22 protein-coding genes are annotated in these 17,805 nt (G+C 61.5%); 12 read left to right on the plus strand and 10 right to left on the minus strand.

Annotation, left to right across the window (positions count from 1 at the left end):
• Window position 1: 1 nt before the first annotated feature.
• The gene (locus HX807_RS16010; protein ID WP_177050446.1) at window positions 2-310 is read left to right on the plus strand and encodes an addiction module antidote protein; all 309 of its coding nucleotides are present in this window, start codon (window positions 2-4) and stop codon (window positions 308-310) included.
• Here HX807_RS16010 and HX807_RS16015 read toward each other — a convergent pair.
• Together HX807_RS16015 and HX807_RS16020 are read right to left on the minus strand one after the other, a co-directional pair.
• The gene (locus HX807_RS16015) at window positions 303-1,493 is read right to left on the minus strand and encodes an MFS transporter (protein ID WP_177050447.1); all 1,191 of its coding nucleotides are present in this window, start codon (window positions 1,491-1,493) and stop codon (window positions 303-305) included. The genes HX807_RS16010 and HX807_RS16015 overlap by 8 nt on opposite strands.
• Entirely contained in the window at window positions 1,490-2,653 is a 1,164-nt protein-coding gene (locus HX807_RS16020; RefSeq protein ID WP_177050448.1) for an MFS transporter, read from the minus strand. Before HX807_RS16020 ends, HX807_RS16015 begins: the two co-directional genes overlap by 4 nt.
• Window positions 2,654-2,748: 95 nt before the next feature.
• Here HX807_RS16020 and HX807_RS16025 point away from each other — a divergent pair, with 95 nt between their 5' ends.
• The 6 genes from HX807_RS16025 (at window position 2,749) to HX807_RS16050 (ending at window position 5,908) form a co-directional block, all read left to right on the plus strand.
• Window positions 2,749-3,657, plus strand: a complete 909-nt coding sequence (locus HX807_RS16025; RefSeq protein ID WP_087692622.1) for a LysR family transcriptional regulator — start codon at window positions 2,749-2,751, stop codon at window positions 3,655-3,657.
• A gap of 171 nt (window positions 3,658-3,828) precedes the next feature.
• Window positions 3,829-4,011 carry a type II toxin-antitoxin system HicA family toxin gene (locus HX807_RS16030; protein ID WP_003189411.1) on the plus strand — a complete coding sequence of 61 codons (183 nt, stop codon included), beginning with the start codon at window positions 3,829-3,831 and terminating at the stop codon, window positions 4,009-4,011.
• 23 nt (window positions 4,012-4,034) lie between these two features.
• A complete protein-coding gene (locus tag HX807_RS16035; protein ID WP_003212074.1) occupies window positions 4,035-4,445 on the plus strand; it encodes a type II toxin-antitoxin system HicB family antitoxin in 411 nt (136 codons plus the stop codon).
• 22 nt (window positions 4,446-4,467) lie between these two features.
• Window positions 4,468-4,800 (plus strand): hypothetical protein, encoded by a 333-nt coding sequence (locus HX807_RS16040; protein WP_003212076.1) that lies wholly within the window; start codon window positions 4,468-4,470, stop codon window positions 4,798-4,800.
• An 89-nt stretch (window positions 4,801-4,889) separates the two neighbouring features.
• Window positions 4,890-5,372 carry a methylated-DNA--[protein]-cysteine S-methyltransferase gene (locus HX807_RS16045; RefSeq protein ID WP_003212078.1) on the plus strand — a complete coding sequence of 161 codons (483 nt, stop codon included), beginning with the start codon at window positions 4,890-4,892 and terminating at the stop codon, window positions 5,370-5,372.
• A gap of 110 nt (window positions 5,373-5,482) precedes the next feature.
• Window positions 5,483-5,908, plus strand: coding sequence for a low affinity iron permease family protein (locus tag HX807_RS16050; RefSeq protein ID WP_003212079.1), 426 nt, complete (start codon window positions 5,483-5,485; stop codon window positions 5,906-5,908).
• A 55-nt stretch (window positions 5,909-5,963) separates the two neighbouring features.
• Here HX807_RS16050 and HX807_RS16055 read toward each other — a convergent pair whose 3' ends face one another.
• Window positions 5,964-6,491: a DUF4142 domain-containing protein gene (locus HX807_RS16055; protein WP_003212082.1), complete on the minus strand. Its 528-nt coding sequence runs from the start codon at window positions 6,489-6,491 to the stop codon at window positions 5,964-5,966.
• 209 nt (window positions 6,492-6,700) lie between these two features.
• On the opposite strand from HX807_RS16055, the gene HX807_RS16060 reads away from it, so the two are divergent.
• Both HX807_RS16060 and HX807_RS16065 read left to right on the plus strand, forming a co-directional pair.
• Window positions 6,701-6,940, plus strand: coding sequence for a CopG family ribbon-helix-helix protein (locus HX807_RS16060; RefSeq protein WP_008437804.1), 240 nt, complete (start codon window positions 6,701-6,703; stop codon window positions 6,938-6,940).
• Complete coding sequence (locus HX807_RS16065) at window positions 6,930-7,214, plus strand: type II toxin-antitoxin system RelE/ParE family toxin (RefSeq protein WP_008437803.1); 285 nt, start codon at window positions 6,930-6,932, stop codon at window positions 7,212-7,214. Before HX807_RS16060 ends, HX807_RS16065 begins: the two co-directional genes overlap by 11 nt.
• Window positions 7,215-7,220: 6 nt before the next feature.
• On the opposite strand, the gene HX807_RS16070 is transcribed toward HX807_RS16065, so the two are convergent.
• On the minus strand, window positions 7,221-8,138 hold the full coding sequence (locus tag HX807_RS16070; protein WP_008437802.1) for a LysR family transcriptional regulator: 918 nt from the start codon (window positions 8,136-8,138) through the stop codon (window positions 7,221-7,223).
• 68 nt (window positions 8,139-8,206) lie between these two features.
• On the opposite strand from HX807_RS16070, the gene HX807_RS16075 reads away from it, so the two are divergent.
• Entirely contained in the window at window positions 8,207-8,695 is a 489-nt protein-coding gene (locus HX807_RS16075; protein WP_003212086.1) for a DMT family transporter, read from the plus strand.
• On the opposite strand, the gene HX807_RS16080 is transcribed toward HX807_RS16075, so the two are convergent.
• The 5 genes from HX807_RS16080 to HX807_RS16100 form a co-directional block, all read right to left on the minus strand.
• A complete protein-coding gene (locus HX807_RS16080) occupies window positions 8,696-10,027 on the minus strand; it encodes an MFS transporter (protein WP_177050449.1) in 1,332 nt (443 codons plus the stop codon).
• Window positions 10,028-10,086: 59 nt separating this feature from the next.
• Window positions 10,087-11,025 (minus strand): hydroxymethylglutaryl-CoA lyase, encoded by a 939-nt coding sequence (locus tag HX807_RS16085; RefSeq protein WP_177050450.1) that lies wholly within the window; start codon window positions 11,023-11,025, stop codon window positions 10,087-10,089.
• Window positions 11,022-12,215, minus strand: a complete 1,194-nt coding sequence (locus tag HX807_RS16090) for a CaiB/BaiF CoA-transferase family protein (RefSeq protein WP_087692626.1) — start codon at window positions 12,213-12,215, stop codon at window positions 11,022-11,024. Before HX807_RS16090 ends, HX807_RS16085 begins: the two co-directional genes overlap by 4 nt.
• Before the next feature lie 240 nt (window positions 12,216-12,455).
• The gene (locus HX807_RS16095) at window positions 12,456-13,367 is read right to left on the minus strand and encodes a LysR substrate-binding domain-containing protein (RefSeq protein ID WP_102604146.1); all 912 of its coding nucleotides are present in this window, start codon (window positions 13,365-13,367) and stop codon (window positions 12,456-12,458) included.
• A complete protein-coding gene (locus HX807_RS16100) occupies window positions 13,368-14,042 on the minus strand; it encodes an NAD(P)H-binding protein (protein ID WP_102604145.1) in 675 nt (224 codons plus the stop codon).
• Between the two features lie 115 nt (window positions 14,043-14,157).
• On the opposite strand from HX807_RS16100, the gene HX807_RS16105 reads away from it, so the two are divergent.
• Window positions 14,158-15,345, plus strand: a complete 1,188-nt coding sequence (locus HX807_RS16105) for an MFS transporter (protein WP_177050451.1) — start codon at window positions 14,158-14,160, stop codon at window positions 15,343-15,345.
• Here HX807_RS16105 and yiaY read toward each other — a convergent pair.
• Window positions 15,312-16,460 carry an L-threonine dehydrogenase gene (gene yiaY, locus HX807_RS16110; protein ID WP_008437790.1) on the minus strand — a complete coding sequence of 383 codons (1,149 nt, stop codon included), beginning with the start codon at window positions 16,458-16,460 and terminating at the stop codon, window positions 15,312-15,314. The two genes, HX807_RS16105 and yiaY, sit on opposite strands and share 34 nt — an antisense overlap.
• Before the next feature lie 127 nt (window positions 16,461-16,587).
• Here yiaY and HX807_RS16115 point away from each other — a divergent pair, with 127 nt between their 5' ends.
• The gene (locus HX807_RS16115; protein WP_003212103.1) at window positions 16,588-17,604 is read left to right on the plus strand and encodes a DUF4917 family protein; all 1,017 of its coding nucleotides are present in this window, start codon (window positions 16,588-16,590) and stop codon (window positions 17,602-17,604) included.
• Window positions 17,605-17,805 lie beyond the last annotated feature (201 nt).

Raw genomic sequence — 17,805 nt, forward strand, 5'->3', positions numbered from 1 at the left:
CATGAGCCAAACACTGACGACATTTGATATGGCGGCACTGCTCGACAGTGATGAAGCCATCAGCGAATACCTTTCTCAAGTTCTGGCCGACGGCGATAACGAGGAGTTCCTCAGGGCCGTCGGGTACGTGGCCAAAGCTCGCGGGATGGCGCGGGTCGCGACCGATACCGGCATGGGCCGTGAGAGTCTGTACAAGGCATTTGCCCCTGGAGCAAAGCCCCGCTTCGAAACGGTACTCAAGGTGCTTCACGCACTGGGTATCGATCTGCAAGCACAGCAGGGGCATGTCGCCAATCATTCGATTATTTGAGTGAGCAGCCCCGCTGCACCACCCACGCCAACGGCAACGTCAGCAACAACATCCCCGCCAGCACCATCACCGCCACCGGCACGCCCATCAAGTCCCCCAGCCCGCCAAACAGAACCGGCGCCAACGCGCCACCTCCGATGGTGCCGGTGTAGAACACGGCAAACGCCTGCTCTCGTTTACCTGCGCCAGCGAGATCCGGCACCGCGCCGTACAACACCGAAGAGGTGCCATTCAACGCCAGCCCCAACACCGGCAATATCGCCATCAACCCGCTCAACTGCAGGTATACCGCCGCGACGATCAACAGCGCTGTGCTGGTTTCCGTCAGCCACACGGTTTTCATCATGCCGATACGTGCGCCGAGGTAGCCGCAGAGCAATTTGCCGAAGGCGCCGCCGATAAACAGCATGGTCAGCGCGAGACCGATGCCCGCAGTGCCGGCGCCTTTAGCTTGCAGAAGAAAGGGCAGAAACGTGAGAAAGCCCATGCGCACGGCACTGTCGAGTGTGCCCGTGACGATCAGCGCACGCAGGCCGCTGACGGAGCCGCTTCCTACCAGTGTCCTGGCGGTTTTCCCGGAAGTGGGCGCCGCCGCCTGCTTTGGGATCAGCCACCACAGCAACCCCGCCGCGGCCAATCCCAGCATTCCAAGAAGCGTGACGCTCGCGCGCCAGCTGATGACGGTCAGCAACAGGCCGACCAGCCCGGGAACCAGGGTTTTGCCAATGTCCCCGGAGAAGTTGTATTGAGACAGCGCTTCCTTGACCCCACCACCGCTCTCGTAGGTGTCGGTGATCATCGAAGAAGCCAGCGGATGCTGGGTACTCGCCCCCAGCCCGCCCAACAGCAGCGCCAGCAACAACATGCCCAACCCGATCGCCTGCCCCACCAACAGATAGGCAACACCGGCAAGCGCCGTGCCGCCCACCAGCATCGGCGTGCGTCCCCAGCGTTTGGCGGCGCGACTGGCCATCAGCTGAAACACCGCCATCATCCCGGAATAGGCACCGCGCAGCAGGCCGACCTGGGCGTAGGTCATGCCGAACTGCGCTTGCCAGATCGGCAGCAGCACGTAGATCACATCGGTCAGGCCATCGTGAATCGCGTGGGCGCTGCAGCCGGCGATCAACGAGCGGCGACGGGCGGAAGTCTCGGGTACCGGCAGGGCAACGGCATCGTTCATGAGGTCTTGCTCAGTTCAGGTTGGAGGGGCTTCCAGCCCGCCAGGGCGATCAGCAACGACAGTAGCTGGAAACCGATGATCAGCGCCACACACCCCACCCAACCCCAACGCCCCCAGATCAGCGCCGGGACGATGGCGCCGAAGCTGCCGCCCAGGTAATAGCAGGTGAGGTACAGGCCCACGGCACCGGCCTTGTTGTGGCGAGCGGTGGCGGTGGTGAAGGCGCTGGCGGCGGCCTGGGCGAGGAACACGCCCGTGGAGCTGAGGGCCAGGCCCAATACGATGCACCACAGGGATGGCAGCAAGGTCAGGCCCGAGCCACAAACGCCAAGCACCGCAGCCGCCGTCAGCAGTTCGGATTGCGGGCGGGATTTGCTCAGGCGCCCGGCAACGGGAATGACTACCAGGGCCAGCAGGAACACCATGTAGATCGTGCCCAGCGCCGCCGGGCCAAGGTCGAACGGGGCCTGGCTGAGGTAAAGGCCAGCGTAGGTAAACGTCGCCACTTGGGAGAACAGCACGCAAAATCCTACGGCGTAGGCTGCCAGCAGCGGCGTGCCGAGCACGTCGGCCCAGGTGGTTGAAGGTCGTGCGACTCGGGGCGGATTGCCCGGCAGCAGGAACTGGATAAACCCGCCCACCATCAGGCTCAACACTGCCAACAGTTCAAAGGCTTCGCGCCAGCCGACGTACTCGGTCATCACGCCGGTGACGAAGCGCCCGGCAAACCCGCCGAGCACGGTGCCGGCCACATAGAGGCTGGTGACTTCGGTGACGGTGCCGCCGCGCCAGCGATCACCGATGTAGGCCACGCTGGTGGCGAACACCACGGGGATCAGCATGCCTTCGATAAAGCGCCACACCAGCAGTTCGGCAAAGCTGCTGGCATAGGCAGTCATCAAAGCCGGCAACGCCAGCAACAGCGAGGCCGCCGAGATCACCGTGCGTTGCTCAAAACGCCCGGTCAGGCGGCTGACAAAGGGCGCGGTCAGCGCTACCGCCAAGGTGGTGACGGTAATGCTCCAACCGGCCGCCCTGGCGCTCACTTCAAAGCTGGCGGCAAGGTTCTGCAAAATGCTCTGGGTGGCGTAGAGGTTGAGAAACGCCGCGCAGCCACACAGGAACAGGGCAAGACGGGCACAATGCAGGCGCGGTTTCATGAAACCTCTCGTTTTATTATCTGAGGCCTTTATAGAATGACCCGCACACCCGAGACCAATACCGATTTCGAACCGATCAATACCCTGGGGCCAGGATGCTCGACCTACGCAAGCTGCGTTACTTTCTGACCGTCGCCGAAGAATTGCACTTCGGCCGAGCGGCCATTCGCCTGCACCTGGCCCAGCCGCCGTTGACCCGGCAGATTTCCGCGCTGGAGACTGAGCTGGGATTTCGCCTGTTCGACCGCACCAGTCGCACGGTTTCGCTCACTCCCCAGGGGCGCGCGTTCCTGCCCTACGCACGGGCGGTGCTGGAGCAGGTCGACCTCGCTGAAGTCATCGCGGGCAAATTGGCGGCGGGTGCCGCCGGGCAACTGGCGCTGGGTTACGTCAGTTCGATAGCCCTGTCGGACTTGTTCAGCCAGGCGATTCAAGCCTTCGCCCAACGCTTTCCCGATGTGCAACTGACGCTGGTGGAATGCGCCTCCGGCAGCCTGGGCGCACAGGTGGCTGATGGCCGCCTGGATATCGGCTTGAGCCGGTTACTGCCCCAGGACGGTCAGACTGAGGTGCAAGCGTTGTCGTTGGGTGAGGAGCGGCTGGTGGCGGCGGTGTCCAGCGACAGCCCGTTGGCCAACCAGGCCGAGGTCAGCCTGGCGCAGTTGAGTGGGTACCCGTTAATTCTGTTCCCAGCCGATTATGGCTCGGGGCTTAACCAGTCCATTGAGCAGCTTTATCGGCACAAAGGTTTGCCACTAAGGGCCGGGCCGTCGGGACGGCAAATCACCTCGATCATTGCACTGGTGGCGGCGGGACAAGGTGTGGCGCTGGTGCCGGAATGTACGCAGAGTTTGATGAACAAGGGCGTGACGTATCGGCCGTTGGTGGACGCGGAAGCGTATGCACGGCTGCTCGTTCTTACGCGCAGCGGCGCAAGCAGCTTGATGGTCACGGCATTTCTCACGGTAATTGATGAGTTGCTGCAGGCTCGTCAGAAAGCCTGATTGTTCTCTCGAAAAACCTCGCAATACCTCCGCCGGGCACCGTCCCCATGCGCTCATACACTACATACACGCCCTACAGAAACACCGGTCATCGACCGCTGGTAGGTAGAGTGTTGATAATTTATTTTCAGTAGTTATAGTCTCCACCAACACACACCACAAGGAGGTGCTGTGGACAGCCGATATTTGATAGGTCACATCGTTGCGGATGGCTGGTATCTGGTGCGAATCAGAGGCAGCCATCATCATTTCAAGCACCCCACAAAGCCGGGGCTCGTGACGATTCCCCATCCTAAAAAAGACCTGCTGGACAAGACCGCAAAGAGCATTTTGAAACAAGCTCTGCTCAGCTAACACGTTCGTGGAGGACAACAAACATGCTGTACCCAATCGCAATTTCAACCGGTGACGAGGACCATGCCTGGGGTGTGGAAGTCCCGGACATTCCCGGTTGCTTCTCAGCTGGAGATGATCTGGACGACGCCATGGCCATGGCCCGCGAAGCGATCGAAGGCCACTTCGAGATCCTCGCAGAAGACGGTGCGCCCATTCCTACAGCACAGAAAGTCACCCTCCATGCCGCCAACCCGCAATATGCCGGCTGCACGTGGGCGGTGGTGGATATTGATGTGACCAAGTACCTGGGCAAGGCACAGAAACTCAATATCACGTTGCCCGGCTATCTGCTGAACCGCATTGACGAATACGTCCTGCATCATCCGGAAGAAAAAAGCCGTTCGGGCTTTCTTGCGTCTGCTGCCCTCAAGGTATTGCAACAAGACCGGTAACAGCACTTCAAGGAACCGCGCAATGCTCCCTCCCTCACACCGCACGCCCAGCCCCGTACTGCGCAAGGTACTGGGCTGGGTGCTGATCGCTCCTCTGCTGCTCTCGTTCCTCAGGCTGCCCTTTGCGCTGGGACTCGTGTTGGTGCTGGCGTCCATCACCGCCTCCGTTTATGGCGCCCGGTTTGCCCAACTGCATGCCAGTCGGCGTGTAACCGTATTTGCCGTGATCATCACGCTGCTCAACATCGCTTCATTTTTTGTCATTGGCACGGCATCGGTACTCAAGGCGCTGTACTGGTTCTCGTGGTTTTATTGGTATCCGTATTACGCCGATTGGGTTTACTGGAACTTCTAAGTCGTTCGCGAATTCGACCGCAAGAAACGTAGTTCCACCCTGGGTCGGCCCATCTACAGTAGAGCCATACCCACTCAAGGAGCCCGACCATGTCCTACGAATACAAATACATGCCCTCCCCCGTCGGCCAACTGACCCTCGTGGCCCGTGACGGAAAACTCACCGCCATCCTCTGGGAAAAAGAGCGGCCCAATCGCGTTCGCCTGGGTGCCCTGCAAGAAGCCAGCAACAGCCCGGTACTGCTGGAGACCGAGCGACAGTTGAAGGAGTACTTCGCCGGTGCCCGCAACCGTTTCGAGCTGGAACTGGACTTCGCCGGCACCGACTTCCAGAAGAAAGTCTGGCAGGCGCTGTTGACCATCCCGTTCGGAGAGACCCGCAGCTACAGCCAGATCGCTGCGCAGATAGGCAACCCCAAGGCCGTGCGTGCCGTCGGCGCCGCCAACGGGCGCAATCCGATTTCGATTGTTGCGCCGTGCCATCGGGTGATTGGTGCGTCGGGTGGCTTGACCGGGTTCGCCGGCGGGCTTGAGGCCAAGCAGTATCTGCTGGCGCTGGAGGATCACGGCTGACCCCCAGCAGGAAAACGTACAACTTTGTTCAGATCCTCAATTGTAAAAAGAAATTTCAGAGCGCGCCTGCGGTCAGTATTTTCATCACCCACCCTTATAGGAAAACGGTCATGAAATTCTCCGCCATCTCACAATCCCTGTCCCGTTGGGCAGGCAGCGCCCGCACGTTCTACGCGGCGGTGGGATTGATCCTCCTGTGGAGTCTGAGCGGGCCTTATTTCCACTACAACGACACGTGGCAGCTGATCATCAACACCTCCACCACCATCATCACCTTCCTGATGGTGTTCCTGATCCAGAACACGCAAAACCGCGACAACGACATTTTGCATATCAAGATTGACGAGTTGCTGCGCGCCACCAAGGATGCACAAAACGCCGTATTGAGCCTGGACGGCCTGGACCGCAAGGAACTGGAGAAACTGCGCAAGGAATACAAGACCATCGGCGACAGTGAAACCATCACTGTGACGACGCTGGTTACCGAAACAACGGATGACAATGGTCGGTCCAAGACAGACCTGAACCAGGCATAAAAAAACGGCGGCTGGATCACTCCAGCCACCGTTTTTCATGGGGTACTCAAGGCAATCAACCGTCGCCCTGGTGACCCTTACCGTACGTCGACGCCAGCGCGCGGGCTTTCTCCAGGCGCTCTTCCAACTTGGGCAAGGTCTCATCCACCAAAGCCTTTATTTCCGGGATATCGGACTCGGCGCCCTCCTGCTTGAACAAGGCGATCGCGTCTTCGTTGGCCTTGATCTGCTGGGCGGTGTAGGCGGCGTCAAAGGAGTCGCCGTCCTTGAGCTCGGGCATCAGCGATTCGGCCTTGTCGACGATCTTGTCCCGTGGGGCCACCGGCAAGTCGAGCTTCTTGGCGATGGCCGCCAGGTGCTGATTGGCCAGGGTGCGTTCATTGATGACTTCGATGGTGTAGTCCTTGATCTCCTGGGACGAAGTCTTGGCGTGTGCCATGCGGCTGGTCTCGATATCGGCCATGCCCTTGGCCGAAGCCTGCTCGATGAAATCGGCAGGCGACTGGGCGAAAGCATTGCTGGCGCCGAGGCCCAGCAGCATCGCGAAACTGGCGGTGCGTAACCGGATAGCCATGCGGCTCATGATGGGTTCCTCCAGGTAATAAACAGGTGCAGGGAAACGAGCCCCGCTCTGAATCTGAATTTTCAGGGCGGTAAAGGTTTAGAAAAAACTTGTTAGTGCGACGAACGGTCGTCAGGTCTTACTGAGGAGCAGTCCTGACGAACGGGACACAACGATGCAACGGTGACAATGTAGTATGTTGTATTACACATCACTACATCGAGGCACTTATGTCGGTCATGTCATTACGTCTACCTGAAGACATCTCCGAAACACTCGCCAGCCTTGCCAAGGCCACCGGGCGCAGCAAATCGTTCCTCGCCGTCGATGCGTTACGCGAATACCTGACGCGTGAAGCATGGCAAATCGAGGAAATTCAAAAGGCGTTGAAAGAAGCCGATGCGGGTGACTTTGCAACTGCCGCCGAAGTAGACGCAGTGGCAAACAAATGGCGTGCCAATGCGCGTTGAGTGGCTGAAGGCAGCACTCAAAAATCTTGATGATGAAGCAGCTTTCATCGCCCAGGAAAACCCCAAAGCGGCTTATGAGTTTGTTCAGGCCATCCGGACGGGGCTTGAGCATGTTGCTGAGTTTCCGGCGATGGGTCGAGAAGGACGCGTTCCTGGTACACGTGAGTGGGTGATGCCACGCTGGCCCTATCTCGTGCCATATCGTATTCGCGAGGGACGGTTACAGGTTCTTCGAATATTTCACACACGGCGCCAACCACCGAACAGTTGGTAACGCCGATCAACCCTGTATCACAACCTGCACCTGCCCATTCAACCACTGCAACGCCGCGTCCCCACCCCGCCGCGAATGCCACGCCAGCACAAACGCAAACGACGGAATGTGAAACGGCGGCGGCACCGCCAACAACTGTTCGTGATCAATGTTCAGCAGCCCGCGAGACGACACGGTAAGAATCAGGTCCGTGCCCTGGATCAACTGCGGCGCAACACCCCAATGAGGCAAGCTGATAGACACGTGCCGGCGCTCACGAATCGCCGTCAGCGCCCGTTCGATTTCCGGGGTGCCGCTGCCACGCATTTCCAGCAATACGTGGGGCCGCGCCAGATAGGTGGGCAGGTCGAGTACACCGCTTGCCGGCAGGCTGTCGCGGTCCACCAGGCACACGTAATGCTCTTCAAACAGCGGCGTGCTGCGCAGCTCGGCAGGCATGTCGGGAAACACCCCGGCCGCCAGGTCGATATCGCCATTGAGCACACCGTCAAGCATGCCTTCGCGACTGGCCTGGATAATCTGCAAATCAATCCCCGGCGCTTCCCGGCGCAAGGTGCGCACCAGCCCCGGCAAGAAAATCGCCGCACTGTAGTCCGACATGGCGACCCGGAAGGTGCGCTTGGCCGACGCCGGATCAAAACGATTGGGCTCCAGCAGCGCCTGTACCTGGGCCAGCGCTTCCGCCAGCGGCATGGCCAGTTCCAGAGCACGAGCAGTGGGCACCAGCGAGCTGCCCTGGCGCACCAGCAACGCGTCTCCGAGCAAATCCCGCAACCGCGCCAGCGCGTGGCTCACCGCCGGCTGGCTCAGGTGCAGGCGCTCGGCGGCACGGGTCACGTGTTGCTCGCTGAGCAAGGCATCAAGGATCACCAGCAGGTTAAGGTCGATGCGTCGTAGATCATTCATCAGCTGCATGTTCTGCATAAGAACTTGGAATTTAAATTTGCGCGACGAATAGCCTAGAGTCCAGCAAAACCTCTGGGAGATTGATCATGACGACGTTGCATTGGGTAGGTTTGTTGCTGTTGGCCGCGTTCGCCGGGGCAGTGGTGCCGTTTCAAAGCGCGATCAACGCCAACCTGGGACGCGGCCTGGGGCATCCGCTGTGGGCCACCCTGGCCTCGCTGCTGGTGAGCATCATCGTGCTGCTGCCGGTGATCCTGGCCCTGCGCCTGCCGCTGCCCAACCTGGGTTTTATCACCAAGGCGCCGCTGTGGATGTGGAGCGGCGGCGCGTTCGGCGTGTGCTTCATTTCGCTGGCGTTGATCCTGATGCCCAAGCTCGGCGCCTCGGGGTTTATCGCCCTGGCGATGGCCGGGCAAATCGTCGCCTCGTTGATGCTGGACCACTTCGGCTTGTTCGGGCTGGTGGAACGCCAATTGACCGCGCCCCGGTTGATCGGGGCGCTGATGTTGATTGGCGGTGTGGCCCTGATTCAATTCAGTGCCGCACCCACCCGCTCGCTGGTGACCGCCGGCTGATCAGCGCTTGTCGAGGGTGCGCAGCTTCTGAGGCAAGCCCCACAGCAACAGCGCCGCCGCCAGCAACGCACACACGCCGATGACATACAGCGCCGGCGTGGTGCTGCCGGTGAGGTCCTTGATCCGGCCGACCATCACCGGGCTGACGATGCCGCCGAACTGGCCCAACGTGTTGATCACGGCGATCCCGCCAGCAGCGCCCGCGCCGGCACCGGCCAACAACTTCGGCGGCAGCGTCCAGAACGTCGGGATCGAAGCGATGATCCCCGCGCCCAGCAAGCTCAGGGCGACGATCAGGAACGTGGTGTGATCGGCAAAGATCCCGGCACAGAAGAACCCCACCGCCCCCAGCGCCACCAGGCCGCTGACGAACTTGCGACGTTCGCCGGTGGCGTCGGACAAGCGTCCGATCACCACCATGCTGATGGCACCGCAGACGTAGGGAATCGCCGTCAGCAAGCCGATCATCACCGGGCTCTGGGTGCCGGCGCTGCGGATCAGTTGCGGCGCCCAGAAGTTCAGGCCGTAGGACGCCACCTGGATCAGGAAGTAGATAAAACCCAGCATCAGGAAGCCTGGGATACGCAATGCAGCCAGCAACGAGCCGCCGCTCTTGTGGGGTTCATGCACGGCAATGCGACTGGCCAGCAACGTCTTCTCCGCCGAGGTCAGCCAGTGGGCGTCCTCGATACGGTCCTTGAGCAGCTTGAGCACCAGGAACCCCAGGCCCACACAGGGCAAGCCACCGAGCAAGAACAACCAGTGCCAGCCGCGCATTTGCAGCACACCATCGAGGTGTTCCAGCACCAGCCCGGAGAACGGCGCGCCCACCAGCCCGGCAAACGCCGACGCCAGGAACAGCATCGAGGTGATACGCCCACGGTAGTGCTGCGGGAACCACAACGTCAGGTAATACAGCACGCCCGGGGCAAACCCGGCCTCCATCGCACCGATGATGAAACGCAGGCCGTAGAACTGCCATTCGGCCGTGACGAACACCATAGCGGCCGTCGCCAGCCCCCACGACATCATGATGCGAGCGATCCAGCGGCGGGCGCCGACCTTGTACAGCATCATGTTGCTCGGCACTTCAAAGATCACATAGCCCACCACAAACAGCCCGGCGCCGAGACCATAGGCAGTGTCACTCAGGCTCAGATCGGCCTGTAGCTGGAACTTGGCGAAGCTGATGTTGATGCGGTCAAAAAACGCGAACAGGTAGCAGACCATGATCAGCGGCATCAGGCGCCAGGCGACCTTGCTGACCAGGGCTTTTTCGGCATCGTGTTCAGCGGCCGGGCGCACGCCGGCCTCCAACGTATTAAGACTCATCGATTCTCTCCAGCGGACTGCTCGCAGGCATCCGATTGTTTTTGTTGTCTGGTTACGGCTTACAAGGTGGCGATGTAGGCCGGTGGCGGATGCAGGTCGCAATTGCGCCCGGCCTTGGCCACCTGGCCCGGCAACTCATGGCCCAGCAAGGCCGGCAATTGCCGCGACATTTTCAGCAGGTGCGGCAGGTCGATGCCGGTGTGGATCCCGACTTCATCACACAGGTTGACCAGGTCTTCAGTGCAGATATTGCCCGACGCGCCGGGCGCAAACGGGCAACCGCCGAGGCCGCCCAATGCCGCATCAAACCGCCGCGCACCGGCCTCGTAGGCGGCCAGCACATTGCACAAACCCAGGCCGCGGGTGTTGTGGAAATGCAGGGTCAGGTCGCTCGCCGGAACACGTTCCAGCACGCGCTTGACCAGGCGCTCGACCTGACGCGGATTGGCCATGCCGGTGGTGTCGGCCAGGCTGATGCCCTGGATGCCCAGCCCGCGGTAGGCGTCGACCAATTGCAGCACGCGGTCCTCATCGATCTTGCCCTCGAACGGGCAGCCGAAGGTGGTCGCGATGCTGCCGTTGAGGCGCAACGGGTGCTCGGCAGCAAAGCTCACGATATCGCCGAACGCCGCCAACGAGGCTTCGCAACGCATGCGCATATTCGCCAGGTTGTGGGTCTGGCTGGCGGACATCACCAGGTTCAACTCATCGGCCCGGGACTCGATGGCACGCTGGGCGCCCTTGAGGTTGGGGATCAACGCCACGTAGATAACCCCGGGGCGACGAGTGATGCCCTGGAACACCTGCTCACCATCGCGCAACGCGGGAATGGCCTTGGGGGACACGAACGAGCCGGCTTCGATCCGGGAAAACCCGGCCATGGACAGTTGGTCTATCAACGCGATCTTGTCGACAGTCTCGACCCAGGTCGGCTCGATTTGCAGGCCGTCACGGGGTGAGACTTCCTGCACGACCAGGGCATCGGAATAGTTTTTCATTGCACCACTCCCGAGGATTTCAGGCGCTGAATATCGGCGCCGCTCAGGCCCAGGTCGCCGAGGATTGAATCAGTGTGCTGGCCCAGGCTCGGGCCCTGCCAATTCACCGCGCCGGGGGTTTCCGACAGTTTGGGCACGATACCGGGCATCTTCACCGTGAGGCCGCCGGGCAGGTCGGCGCTGAGCAGCATGTCGCGGGCCTGGTAGTGCGGATCGGCGACGATATCGGCCACTGAATAGATGCGCCCCGCCGGTACTTCGGCGGCTTCCAGGGCACTGAGCACCTGGTCGATGGGCAGGCTGCTGGTCCAGTGGGTGATGGCGGCGTCCAGCAGGCCGCTTTTCGCGGCGCGGCCATCGTTGTGGGCAAACTCCGGCGCTTCGGCCAGGTCGGCGCGGCCGATGGCGAGCATCAGGCGTTTGTAGATCGGGTCGCTGTTGCCGGCGATCACCACATAGGCGCCGTCGGCGGTCAGGTAGGTGTTGGACGGTGCAATGCCGGGCAAGGCGCCGCCACTGCGTTCACGCACATGGCCAAGCATGTCGTATTCCGGCACCAGGCTTTCCATCAGGTTGAACACGCTTTCGGCCAGGGACACGTCGACAATCTGGCCATCGCCCTGGCCGGTCTTGACCCGCAGCAGCGACATCAGCGCGCCGATCACGCCGTGCAGTGACGCCAGGGAATCACCGAGGCTCACGCCGACCCGCGCCGGTGGTGAATCCGGGTTGCCAGTGGTATAGCGAATCCCGCCCATGGCCTCGCCGATGGCACCGAAGCCCGGGCGGTCGCGGTAAGGGCCGGTCTGGCCGTAGCCGGAGATGCGCACCAGGGTCAGCTTGGGGTTGAGGGCGTGCAGCACGTCCCAGCCCAGGCCGAGTTTTTCCAGGCCGCCGGGGCGCAGGTTTTCGATCAGCACGTCGGCGTCGCCCAGCAGTTGCTTGACCAGGTCCAGGCCTTCTGCCGACTTGAGGTCCAGGGCCAGGGACTTCTTGTTGCGCGATTGCAGGTACCACCACAGCGACGTGCCTTCGTGCAGCTTTCGCCATTTGCGAAGCGGATCGCCCTGCCCCATGGCTTCGATCTTGATCACCTCGGCGCCAAACTCGGCCATCAGCCGGGCGGCGAAGGGCGCGGCAATCAGGGTGCCGATCTCGATCACCTTGATACCGCTCAGGGGAGCCGTCATGGGGTGTACCTCTTGTTCTTGGAATGTGGGGCCAAGGCTAGAGGACGCAGGCAGTAGAAATCCAACCGTCAGTTGGCAACGAGCGTTCGCCATATGCGAACGCTTGAGTAAGGGCTGGTTGTGGCGAGGGAGCTTGCTCCCGCTGGAGTGCGTAGCGCTCCCGGCTTTTTTGGGGCTGCTACGCAGCCCAGCGGGAGCAAGCTCCCTCGCCACAGCAAGCGCCCTCGCCACAGGGTTTGCTTACGCCTGCTCCCGCCGCAGGTAATCGAACAACAACCGGCTCACCGGCGACAGCTGCGCCTCGTCACGCACCACCAGGATCAGGCTGCGGTCCGACCAGGCATCCGTCAGCGGCACCGCGTGCAAGCCCAACGCCCGGCCAAACAGTTCATAGGCTTTTTGCGGCAGGATGCCGATGCCCATGTTGGCCTGGACCATCCGGCACATGGCATCGAAGCCCGGCACATGGATCCGCAAGCGCAGCACCTTGCCCGCCTCCCGCGCCGCCGCATGGGTGCGCATGTTGATCGAACTGGCGGAATGCAGCCCCACGTAGTCGCTGTCCAGCGTCTCGGCGAACGCCAGGGTCTTGCGCGAGGCCAACGGGTGATCCGCCGGCATCAGCACCACCAGCTTGTCCCGGCGATAGGTCACGCCGGGCAGGCCTTTGGTATCGGTGTCGCTGGAACAGATGCCCAGGTCCGCAACGCCGTCAATCACACCCTGGACCACGCCATTGCTGGGCCGCTCTTCCAGGTCTGCCTTCACCTGTGGATGCAGCGCGGAAAAGTCGCGCAAGTCTTCGGGCAGGAACTGAATGATTGCCGAGAGGTTCGCCAGCATCCGCACATAACCGCGCACGCCGTGACTGTGTTCGCCCAGCTCCAGGCCCATCTTCTCGACATTGAACAGCATCTGCCGTGCATGGTGCAGCAAGGTCTCGCCGGCGGCCGTAAGCTGCATGCCCTTGGCCTGGCGCACAAACAGGCTGACGCCCAGCACCTGCTCCAGTTCCATCAAGCGCTTGCTGGCCGCCGAGACCGCGATGGCTTCGCGGGCGGCGGCGCGGGTCAGCGTACCTTCCTCATGCACTGCCACAAACAATTGCAGGGTGATCAGGTCAAGGCGGCGAACCAGGCTTTTGTGCAGCATCTAGGCGCGCTCGGTGGCCAGGCGATTGATATCGGCCTGCTCCACCACCGGCAGAGGTGCACCGTGCCGGACGGCCGAGAGCATTGCGCGGCCAACGGTTTCCGTGCTCACCACCCAGGCCGGTCGCACATGGCGCAGCAGCGACAACAACGGGCCGACCACGGTGTAGATGGACTGGTAGAGCGGGGTTTTCGAGCGCACGCCGTGCAACGGCTGGATCACCCCGGGACGGAACAGGTACACCGCCTTGAACGGCAGGCGCAGCAACGCATTCTCGGTCTTGCCCTTGATCCGTGCCCACATGGTTTTGCCGGTTTCGCTGCTGTCGGTACCGGCGCCGGACACGTAGATAAAGGTCATCTGCGGGTTGAGCCGCGCCAGGGTGCTGGCGGCCACCAGCGTCAAGTCGTAGCTCAAATGGGTGTACTTGGCTTCATCCATGCCCACCGAAGAAACGCCCAGGCAAAAGAAGCAGGCATCGAAACCTTGCAGCAGATGCTCCAAGGGCTGGAAATCGAACATGTCGGCATGCAGCACCTGATGCAGCTTGCCGTGTTCCTGGGTCAGCGCGGTACGGCCGACGGCGACGACTTCCTGCACGTCACTGGCCAGCAGGCACTCGCGCAACACGCCTTGGCCGACCATGCCGGTGGCGCCGAATAATAGAACTCTCATAAGGTTGGTTCCTAAGCGACAAGCGGTTAGCTTCATGCTGCAAGGTAGAGACAAACCCACTGGCAACTTGTAGCTTGCGGCTTGCAGCTTACTGCTCAACAGGATCTTTTGCCCCTTGAAAAGCACCACGACCCTCACCATTGCCTGCAGCGCGGCCTTTTTGTCCCAGATTGGCATCAGCAGTTATCTGCCCGCCGTGCCGGCGATTGCCTTGTCATTGACCGCTGCAGAGGACCAGGTGGCACTGGCCCTAGCGGTGTACTTGATCGGCATGGCGTTGCCGATGCTGCTCTGGGGCAGCCTCGGTGAGCGCCTGGGTAGAAAGCCGGTGTTGCTGGCAGCGTTGGCGCTGTATGCGCTGGCCAGTGCGGCGATTCCGTCCGCCTACAGCCTCGAATCGTTCCTCGGCCTGCGCCTGGTTCAAGGCCTCGGTGCGGGCGGTGTGTCGGTGATGGCGCGGGTGCTGGTTCGTGACAGCTTCAGCGGTGCCCTGTTGGCCAAAGGTTTGTCGTGGCTGGGCATGACGTTCGTGATCGCCCTGGGCATCGGGCAGTTTGTGGGCTCGCTGTTGCAGGTGGCGTTTGGTTGGGAGGCGATCTTTTATGGGCTGGCGGTCGCGGCTGTCGGCTTGATGATTGCGCTGCAACGGGTGGTGTTCCCAAGATTGGAAAAAGCCTCTGGACACGTCTCGGCCTGGCGCATCTACGGCACGATCCTGCGTCATCCGGCGTTCCTGCGGCCTGCGTTGGCGGGCGGTTTGGGTTACGGGGTGATCATCGCGTTCAACACCTGCGCACCGTTGATTTTGCAGGGCCATTTCGAGTGGAGCGCGGCGCAATATGGCTGGCTCGGCTGGCCAATCAGCGGGGCGTATCTGGCGGGGGCGTTGATGGTCAATCGCCTCGTCGCCCGCACCGGGCGCCTGTCGATGATGAGTTGGGGCGTGGCGTTGGTGATGTGCGGCAGCGCGACGATGTTGCTGGGCAGCCTGTTTGCCAATGGGCTGGCGATCCTGCTGTGGCTGCCGTATTGCCTGGCGGTGTTCGGCCAATCGATGAGTTATCCCATCAGCCTGTCGCTGGCCAATGATGAATCACCGGTGAGCGGCTCCTACGCCATGGCCTTGAGCGGCTTTATGCATCAGTTGATGGCTGCGGCGATCGGTGGCGTGGCCAGCCTGCTGGCGAGTCAGCAGGCCTGGCCGTTGGCGGTGTTATGCGTGGCGCTGGCGGGCGGCGCACTGCTGTGCGTCGCCATGGCCAGGACTGATCAGAACGCGCTGCGGAAGATCTCTTCAATCTGACGCTGATCCGCCCGCCGTGGGTTGGTCAGGCCGCAGGCGTCCTTCAGGGCGTTGGACGCCAGCAGCGGGATGTCCTGCAACTTGGCGCCCAACTCCCGTAGCCCGGCAGGAATTTCCACATCCTGGGACAGGCTGCGAATCGCCGCGATGGCCGCCTGGGCGCCCTCTTCCACCGACGTACCCTTGATATCTGCGCCAAGGGCCCGTGCCACATGGCTCAGGCGCTCGGCGCTGACGCTGGCGTTGAAGCTTTGCACATGGGGCAACAGCACCGCATTGCACACGCCGTGAGGCAAGTCATACAGCCCGCCCAACTGGTGCGCCATGGCGTGCACGAACCCCAGGGACGCGTTGTTGAAGGCCATGCCGGCAAGGAACTGCGCGTAGGCCATGTTCTCCCGGGCGGCCAGGTCTTTACCGTCGCGCACCGCAATCCGCAGGTTGGCGCTGATCAGTTCGATGGCCTTGATCGCACAGGCGTCGGTGATCGGGTTGGCAGCCGTGGACACGTAGGCTTCGATTGCGTGGGTGAGCGCGTCCATGCCGGTGGCGGCAGTCAGGCCCTTGGGCATGCCGACCATCAGCGCCGGGTCGTTGACCGACAGCAGCGGCGTGACGTTGCGGTCGACGATGGCCATTTTCACGTGGCGGGTTTCGTCGGTGATGATGCAGAAGCGGGTCATTTCGCTGGCCGTGCCGGCGGTGGTGTTGATGGCCACCAGCGGCAGTTGCGGCTTGGCCGACTGATCGACGCCTTCGTAGTCGCCGATGTGCCCGCCGTTGGTCGCACACAGGGCAATGCCCTTGGCACAGTCATGGGGTGAGCCACCGCCCAGTGACACCACGAAATCACAGGCACTCTGTTGCAGCAGCGCCAGGCCTTTTTCGACGTTCTCGACGTTCGGGTTGGGCTTGGCGCCGTCATAGATCACCGAGTCGATGTCTTGCATCGCAAGCTTCTCGGCGATCATGCTGGCCACACCTGCCTTGGCCATCCCGGCGTCAGTGACGATCAGCGCCTTGCGAAAACCGTAGTTGCGAATCGCGGTCATGGCTTCGTCGAGGCAGTCGAGGCCCATGATGTTGACGGCGGGAATGAAGAAGGTGCTGCTCATGGTGGCTAATCCTTTAAAGTCGTTATGCCTACAGCATCGACCTCGATTGCCTGCGGCATCTTGACCAGGATCAACGCCCGCTCGTGATAAAGTCACCGCCCAGCCGATTTCGAGTAGACCCGCCGCAATGAAGGATTCCCAGGATTTTGATGCCCACCTAGAAGACTGGAACGCCTTGCGCAGCAGTACCGCCATCAGCGGGATCCTGATCGGCAACGGCGCCAGCCGCGCAGTGTGGGAAGATTTTGCCTACGACTCACTGTTCGAAAACGCCCGCACCGTGGAAGAAAAACCCCTGAGCCAGTCCGAACTCAGCGTGTTTGACGCGATGCAGACCCGCAGCTTCGAGCAGGTGCTGGGTGCACTGAAAACCACCAGCCGGGTCAACAAGGCCCTGGCGGTCAGCTCGGCTGCGCCGCGTAATCGCTATTACGCGATCAAGGAAGCGCTGATCAATACGATCCACAGCGTGCATATTCCGTGGCGCCTGGTGAAGCCGTCGACACTGGCGACCCTCCATCAGGAGCTGGCGAGTTACCCGACGGTGTTCACCAGCAATTACGACCTGCTCAACTACTGGGCGATCCTGCATGCGCCGGGCATCGATGATCTGTTTCGCAGTGCCGATGCGAGCTTTGACCTGCGCAATACTGCCTGCGACACCACGCGCATTTTGTATCTGCATGGTGGCCTGCACCTGGTGCGTAACCTTGATGGTACGGCGCGTAAATTGCCGACCACTGACAGCACGTTGCTCAGCAGTTTTGCGATCAACAACACGATCAAGACGCTGGATGATGTGCCGTTGTTTGTCAGCGAGGGCAAGGTTGAGGAGAAGCTGAAGACCATTCGCAGTTCTGACTATTTGTCGTTCTGTTATGAGCAGTTGTTGGGCCATGAAGGTGGGCTATGCATCTTTGGGCATCACCTCGGCGCGCAGGATGTGCATCTGGTGCAGGCGATTCGACAGGCGAAGATCAGCACGTTGGCGATTTCGGTGTTTGGCCGCAGTGCGGGGTTTATCCAGCAGCAGAAGCGGCGTTTTGCGGAGTTGTTTGAGGGGATGGAGGTGGAGTTGCGGTTTTTTGATGCGCGTAGTCATGCGCTTGGGAATTCGGGGCTTTCGGTGCCCGTGGAGCGGTGATGGTAGTTGGGGTGGGGTGAGGTGGGGTGGGGTGTACATATCCGTTGCTGCGGTAACGGCTACTTATGGTTTCGCTCTTACAGCGAGTCACTTTTGGCAAACGCCCCAAAAGTAACCAAAAGGTCTTTGCCCCACCACTCGGTGCCTCGCTTAGGCTCGGCATGCCCGCACTCCGGCACGGCTCCGCGGGCCGCCGCGACG

The organism is Pseudomonas sp. D8002 (assembly GCF_013385695.1).
Taxonomy (GTDB): Bacteria; Pseudomonadota; Gammaproteobacteria; order Pseudomonadales; family Pseudomonadaceae; genus Aquipseudomonas.

Excerpts from the sequence above, each read along its gene's own strand:
- HX807_RS16010 (WP_177050446.1), top strand. The coding sequence starts at position 2 with ATGAGCCAAACACTGACGACATTTGATATGGCGGCACTGCTCGACAGT.
- HX807_RS16015 (WP_177050447.1), bottom strand. The coding sequence starts at position 1,493 with ATGAACGATGCCGTTGCCCTGCCGGTACCCGAGACTTCCGCCCGTCGC.
- HX807_RS16020 (WP_177050448.1), bottom strand. The coding sequence starts at position 2,653 with ATGAAACCGCGCCTGCATTGTGCCCGTCTTGCCCTGTTCCTGTGTGGC.
- HX807_RS16025 (WP_087692622.1), top strand. The coding sequence starts at position 2,749 with ATGCTCGACCTACGCAAGCTGCGTTACTTTCTGACCGTCGCCGAAGAA.
- HX807_RS16035 (WP_003212074.1), top strand. The coding sequence starts at position 4,035 with ATGCTGTACCCAATCGCAATTTCAACCGGTGACGAGGACCATGCCTGG.
- HX807_RS16040 (WP_003212076.1), top strand. The coding sequence starts at position 4,468 with ATGCTCCCTCCCTCACACCGCACGCCCAGCCCCGTACTGCGCAAGGTA.
- HX807_RS16045 (WP_003212078.1), top strand. The coding sequence starts at position 4,890 with ATGTCCTACGAATACAAATACATGCCCTCCCCCGTCGGCCAACTGACC.
- HX807_RS16050 (WP_003212079.1), top strand. The coding sequence starts at position 5,483 with ATGAAATTCTCCGCCATCTCACAATCCCTGTCCCGTTGGGCAGGCAGC.
- HX807_RS16055 (WP_003212082.1), bottom strand. The coding sequence starts at position 6,491 with ATGAGCCGCATGGCTATCCGGTTACGCACCGCCAGTTTCGCGATGCTG.
- HX807_RS16060 (WP_008437804.1), top strand. The coding sequence starts at position 6,701 with ATGTCGGTCATGTCATTACGTCTACCTGAAGACATCTCCGAAACACTC.
- HX807_RS16065 (WP_008437803.1), top strand. The coding sequence starts at position 6,930 with ATGCGCGTTGAGTGGCTGAAGGCAGCACTCAAAAATCTTGATGATGAA.
- HX807_RS16070 (WP_008437802.1), bottom strand. The coding sequence starts at position 8,138 with ATGCAGAACATGCAGCTGATGAATGATCTACGACGCATCGACCTTAAC.
- HX807_RS16075 (WP_003212086.1), top strand. The coding sequence starts at position 8,207 with ATGACGACGTTGCATTGGGTAGGTTTGTTGCTGTTGGCCGCGTTCGCC.
- HX807_RS16080 (WP_177050449.1), bottom strand. The coding sequence starts at position 10,027 with ATGAGTCTTAATACGTTGGAGGCCGGCGTGCGCCCGGCCGCTGAACAC.
- HX807_RS16085 (WP_177050450.1), bottom strand. The coding sequence starts at position 11,025 with ATGAAAAACTATTCCGATGCCCTGGTCGTGCAGGAAGTCTCACCCCGT.
- HX807_RS16090 (WP_087692626.1), bottom strand. The coding sequence starts at position 12,215 with ATGACGGCTCCCCTGAGCGGTATCAAGGTGATCGAGATCGGCACCCTG.
- HX807_RS16095 (WP_102604146.1), bottom strand. The coding sequence starts at position 13,367 with ATGCTGCACAAAAGCCTGGTTCGCCGCCTTGACCTGATCACCCTGCAA.
- HX807_RS16100 (WP_102604145.1), bottom strand. The coding sequence starts at position 14,042 with ATGAGAGTTCTATTATTCGGCGCCACCGGCATGGTCGGCCAAGGCGTG.
- yiaY (WP_008437790.1), bottom strand. The coding sequence starts at position 16,460 with ATGAGCAGCACCTTCTTCATTCCCGCCGTCAACATCATGGGCCTCGAC.
- HX807_RS16115 (WP_003212103.1), top strand. The coding sequence starts at position 16,588 with ATGAAGGATTCCCAGGATTTTGATGCCCACCTAGAAGACTGGAACGCC.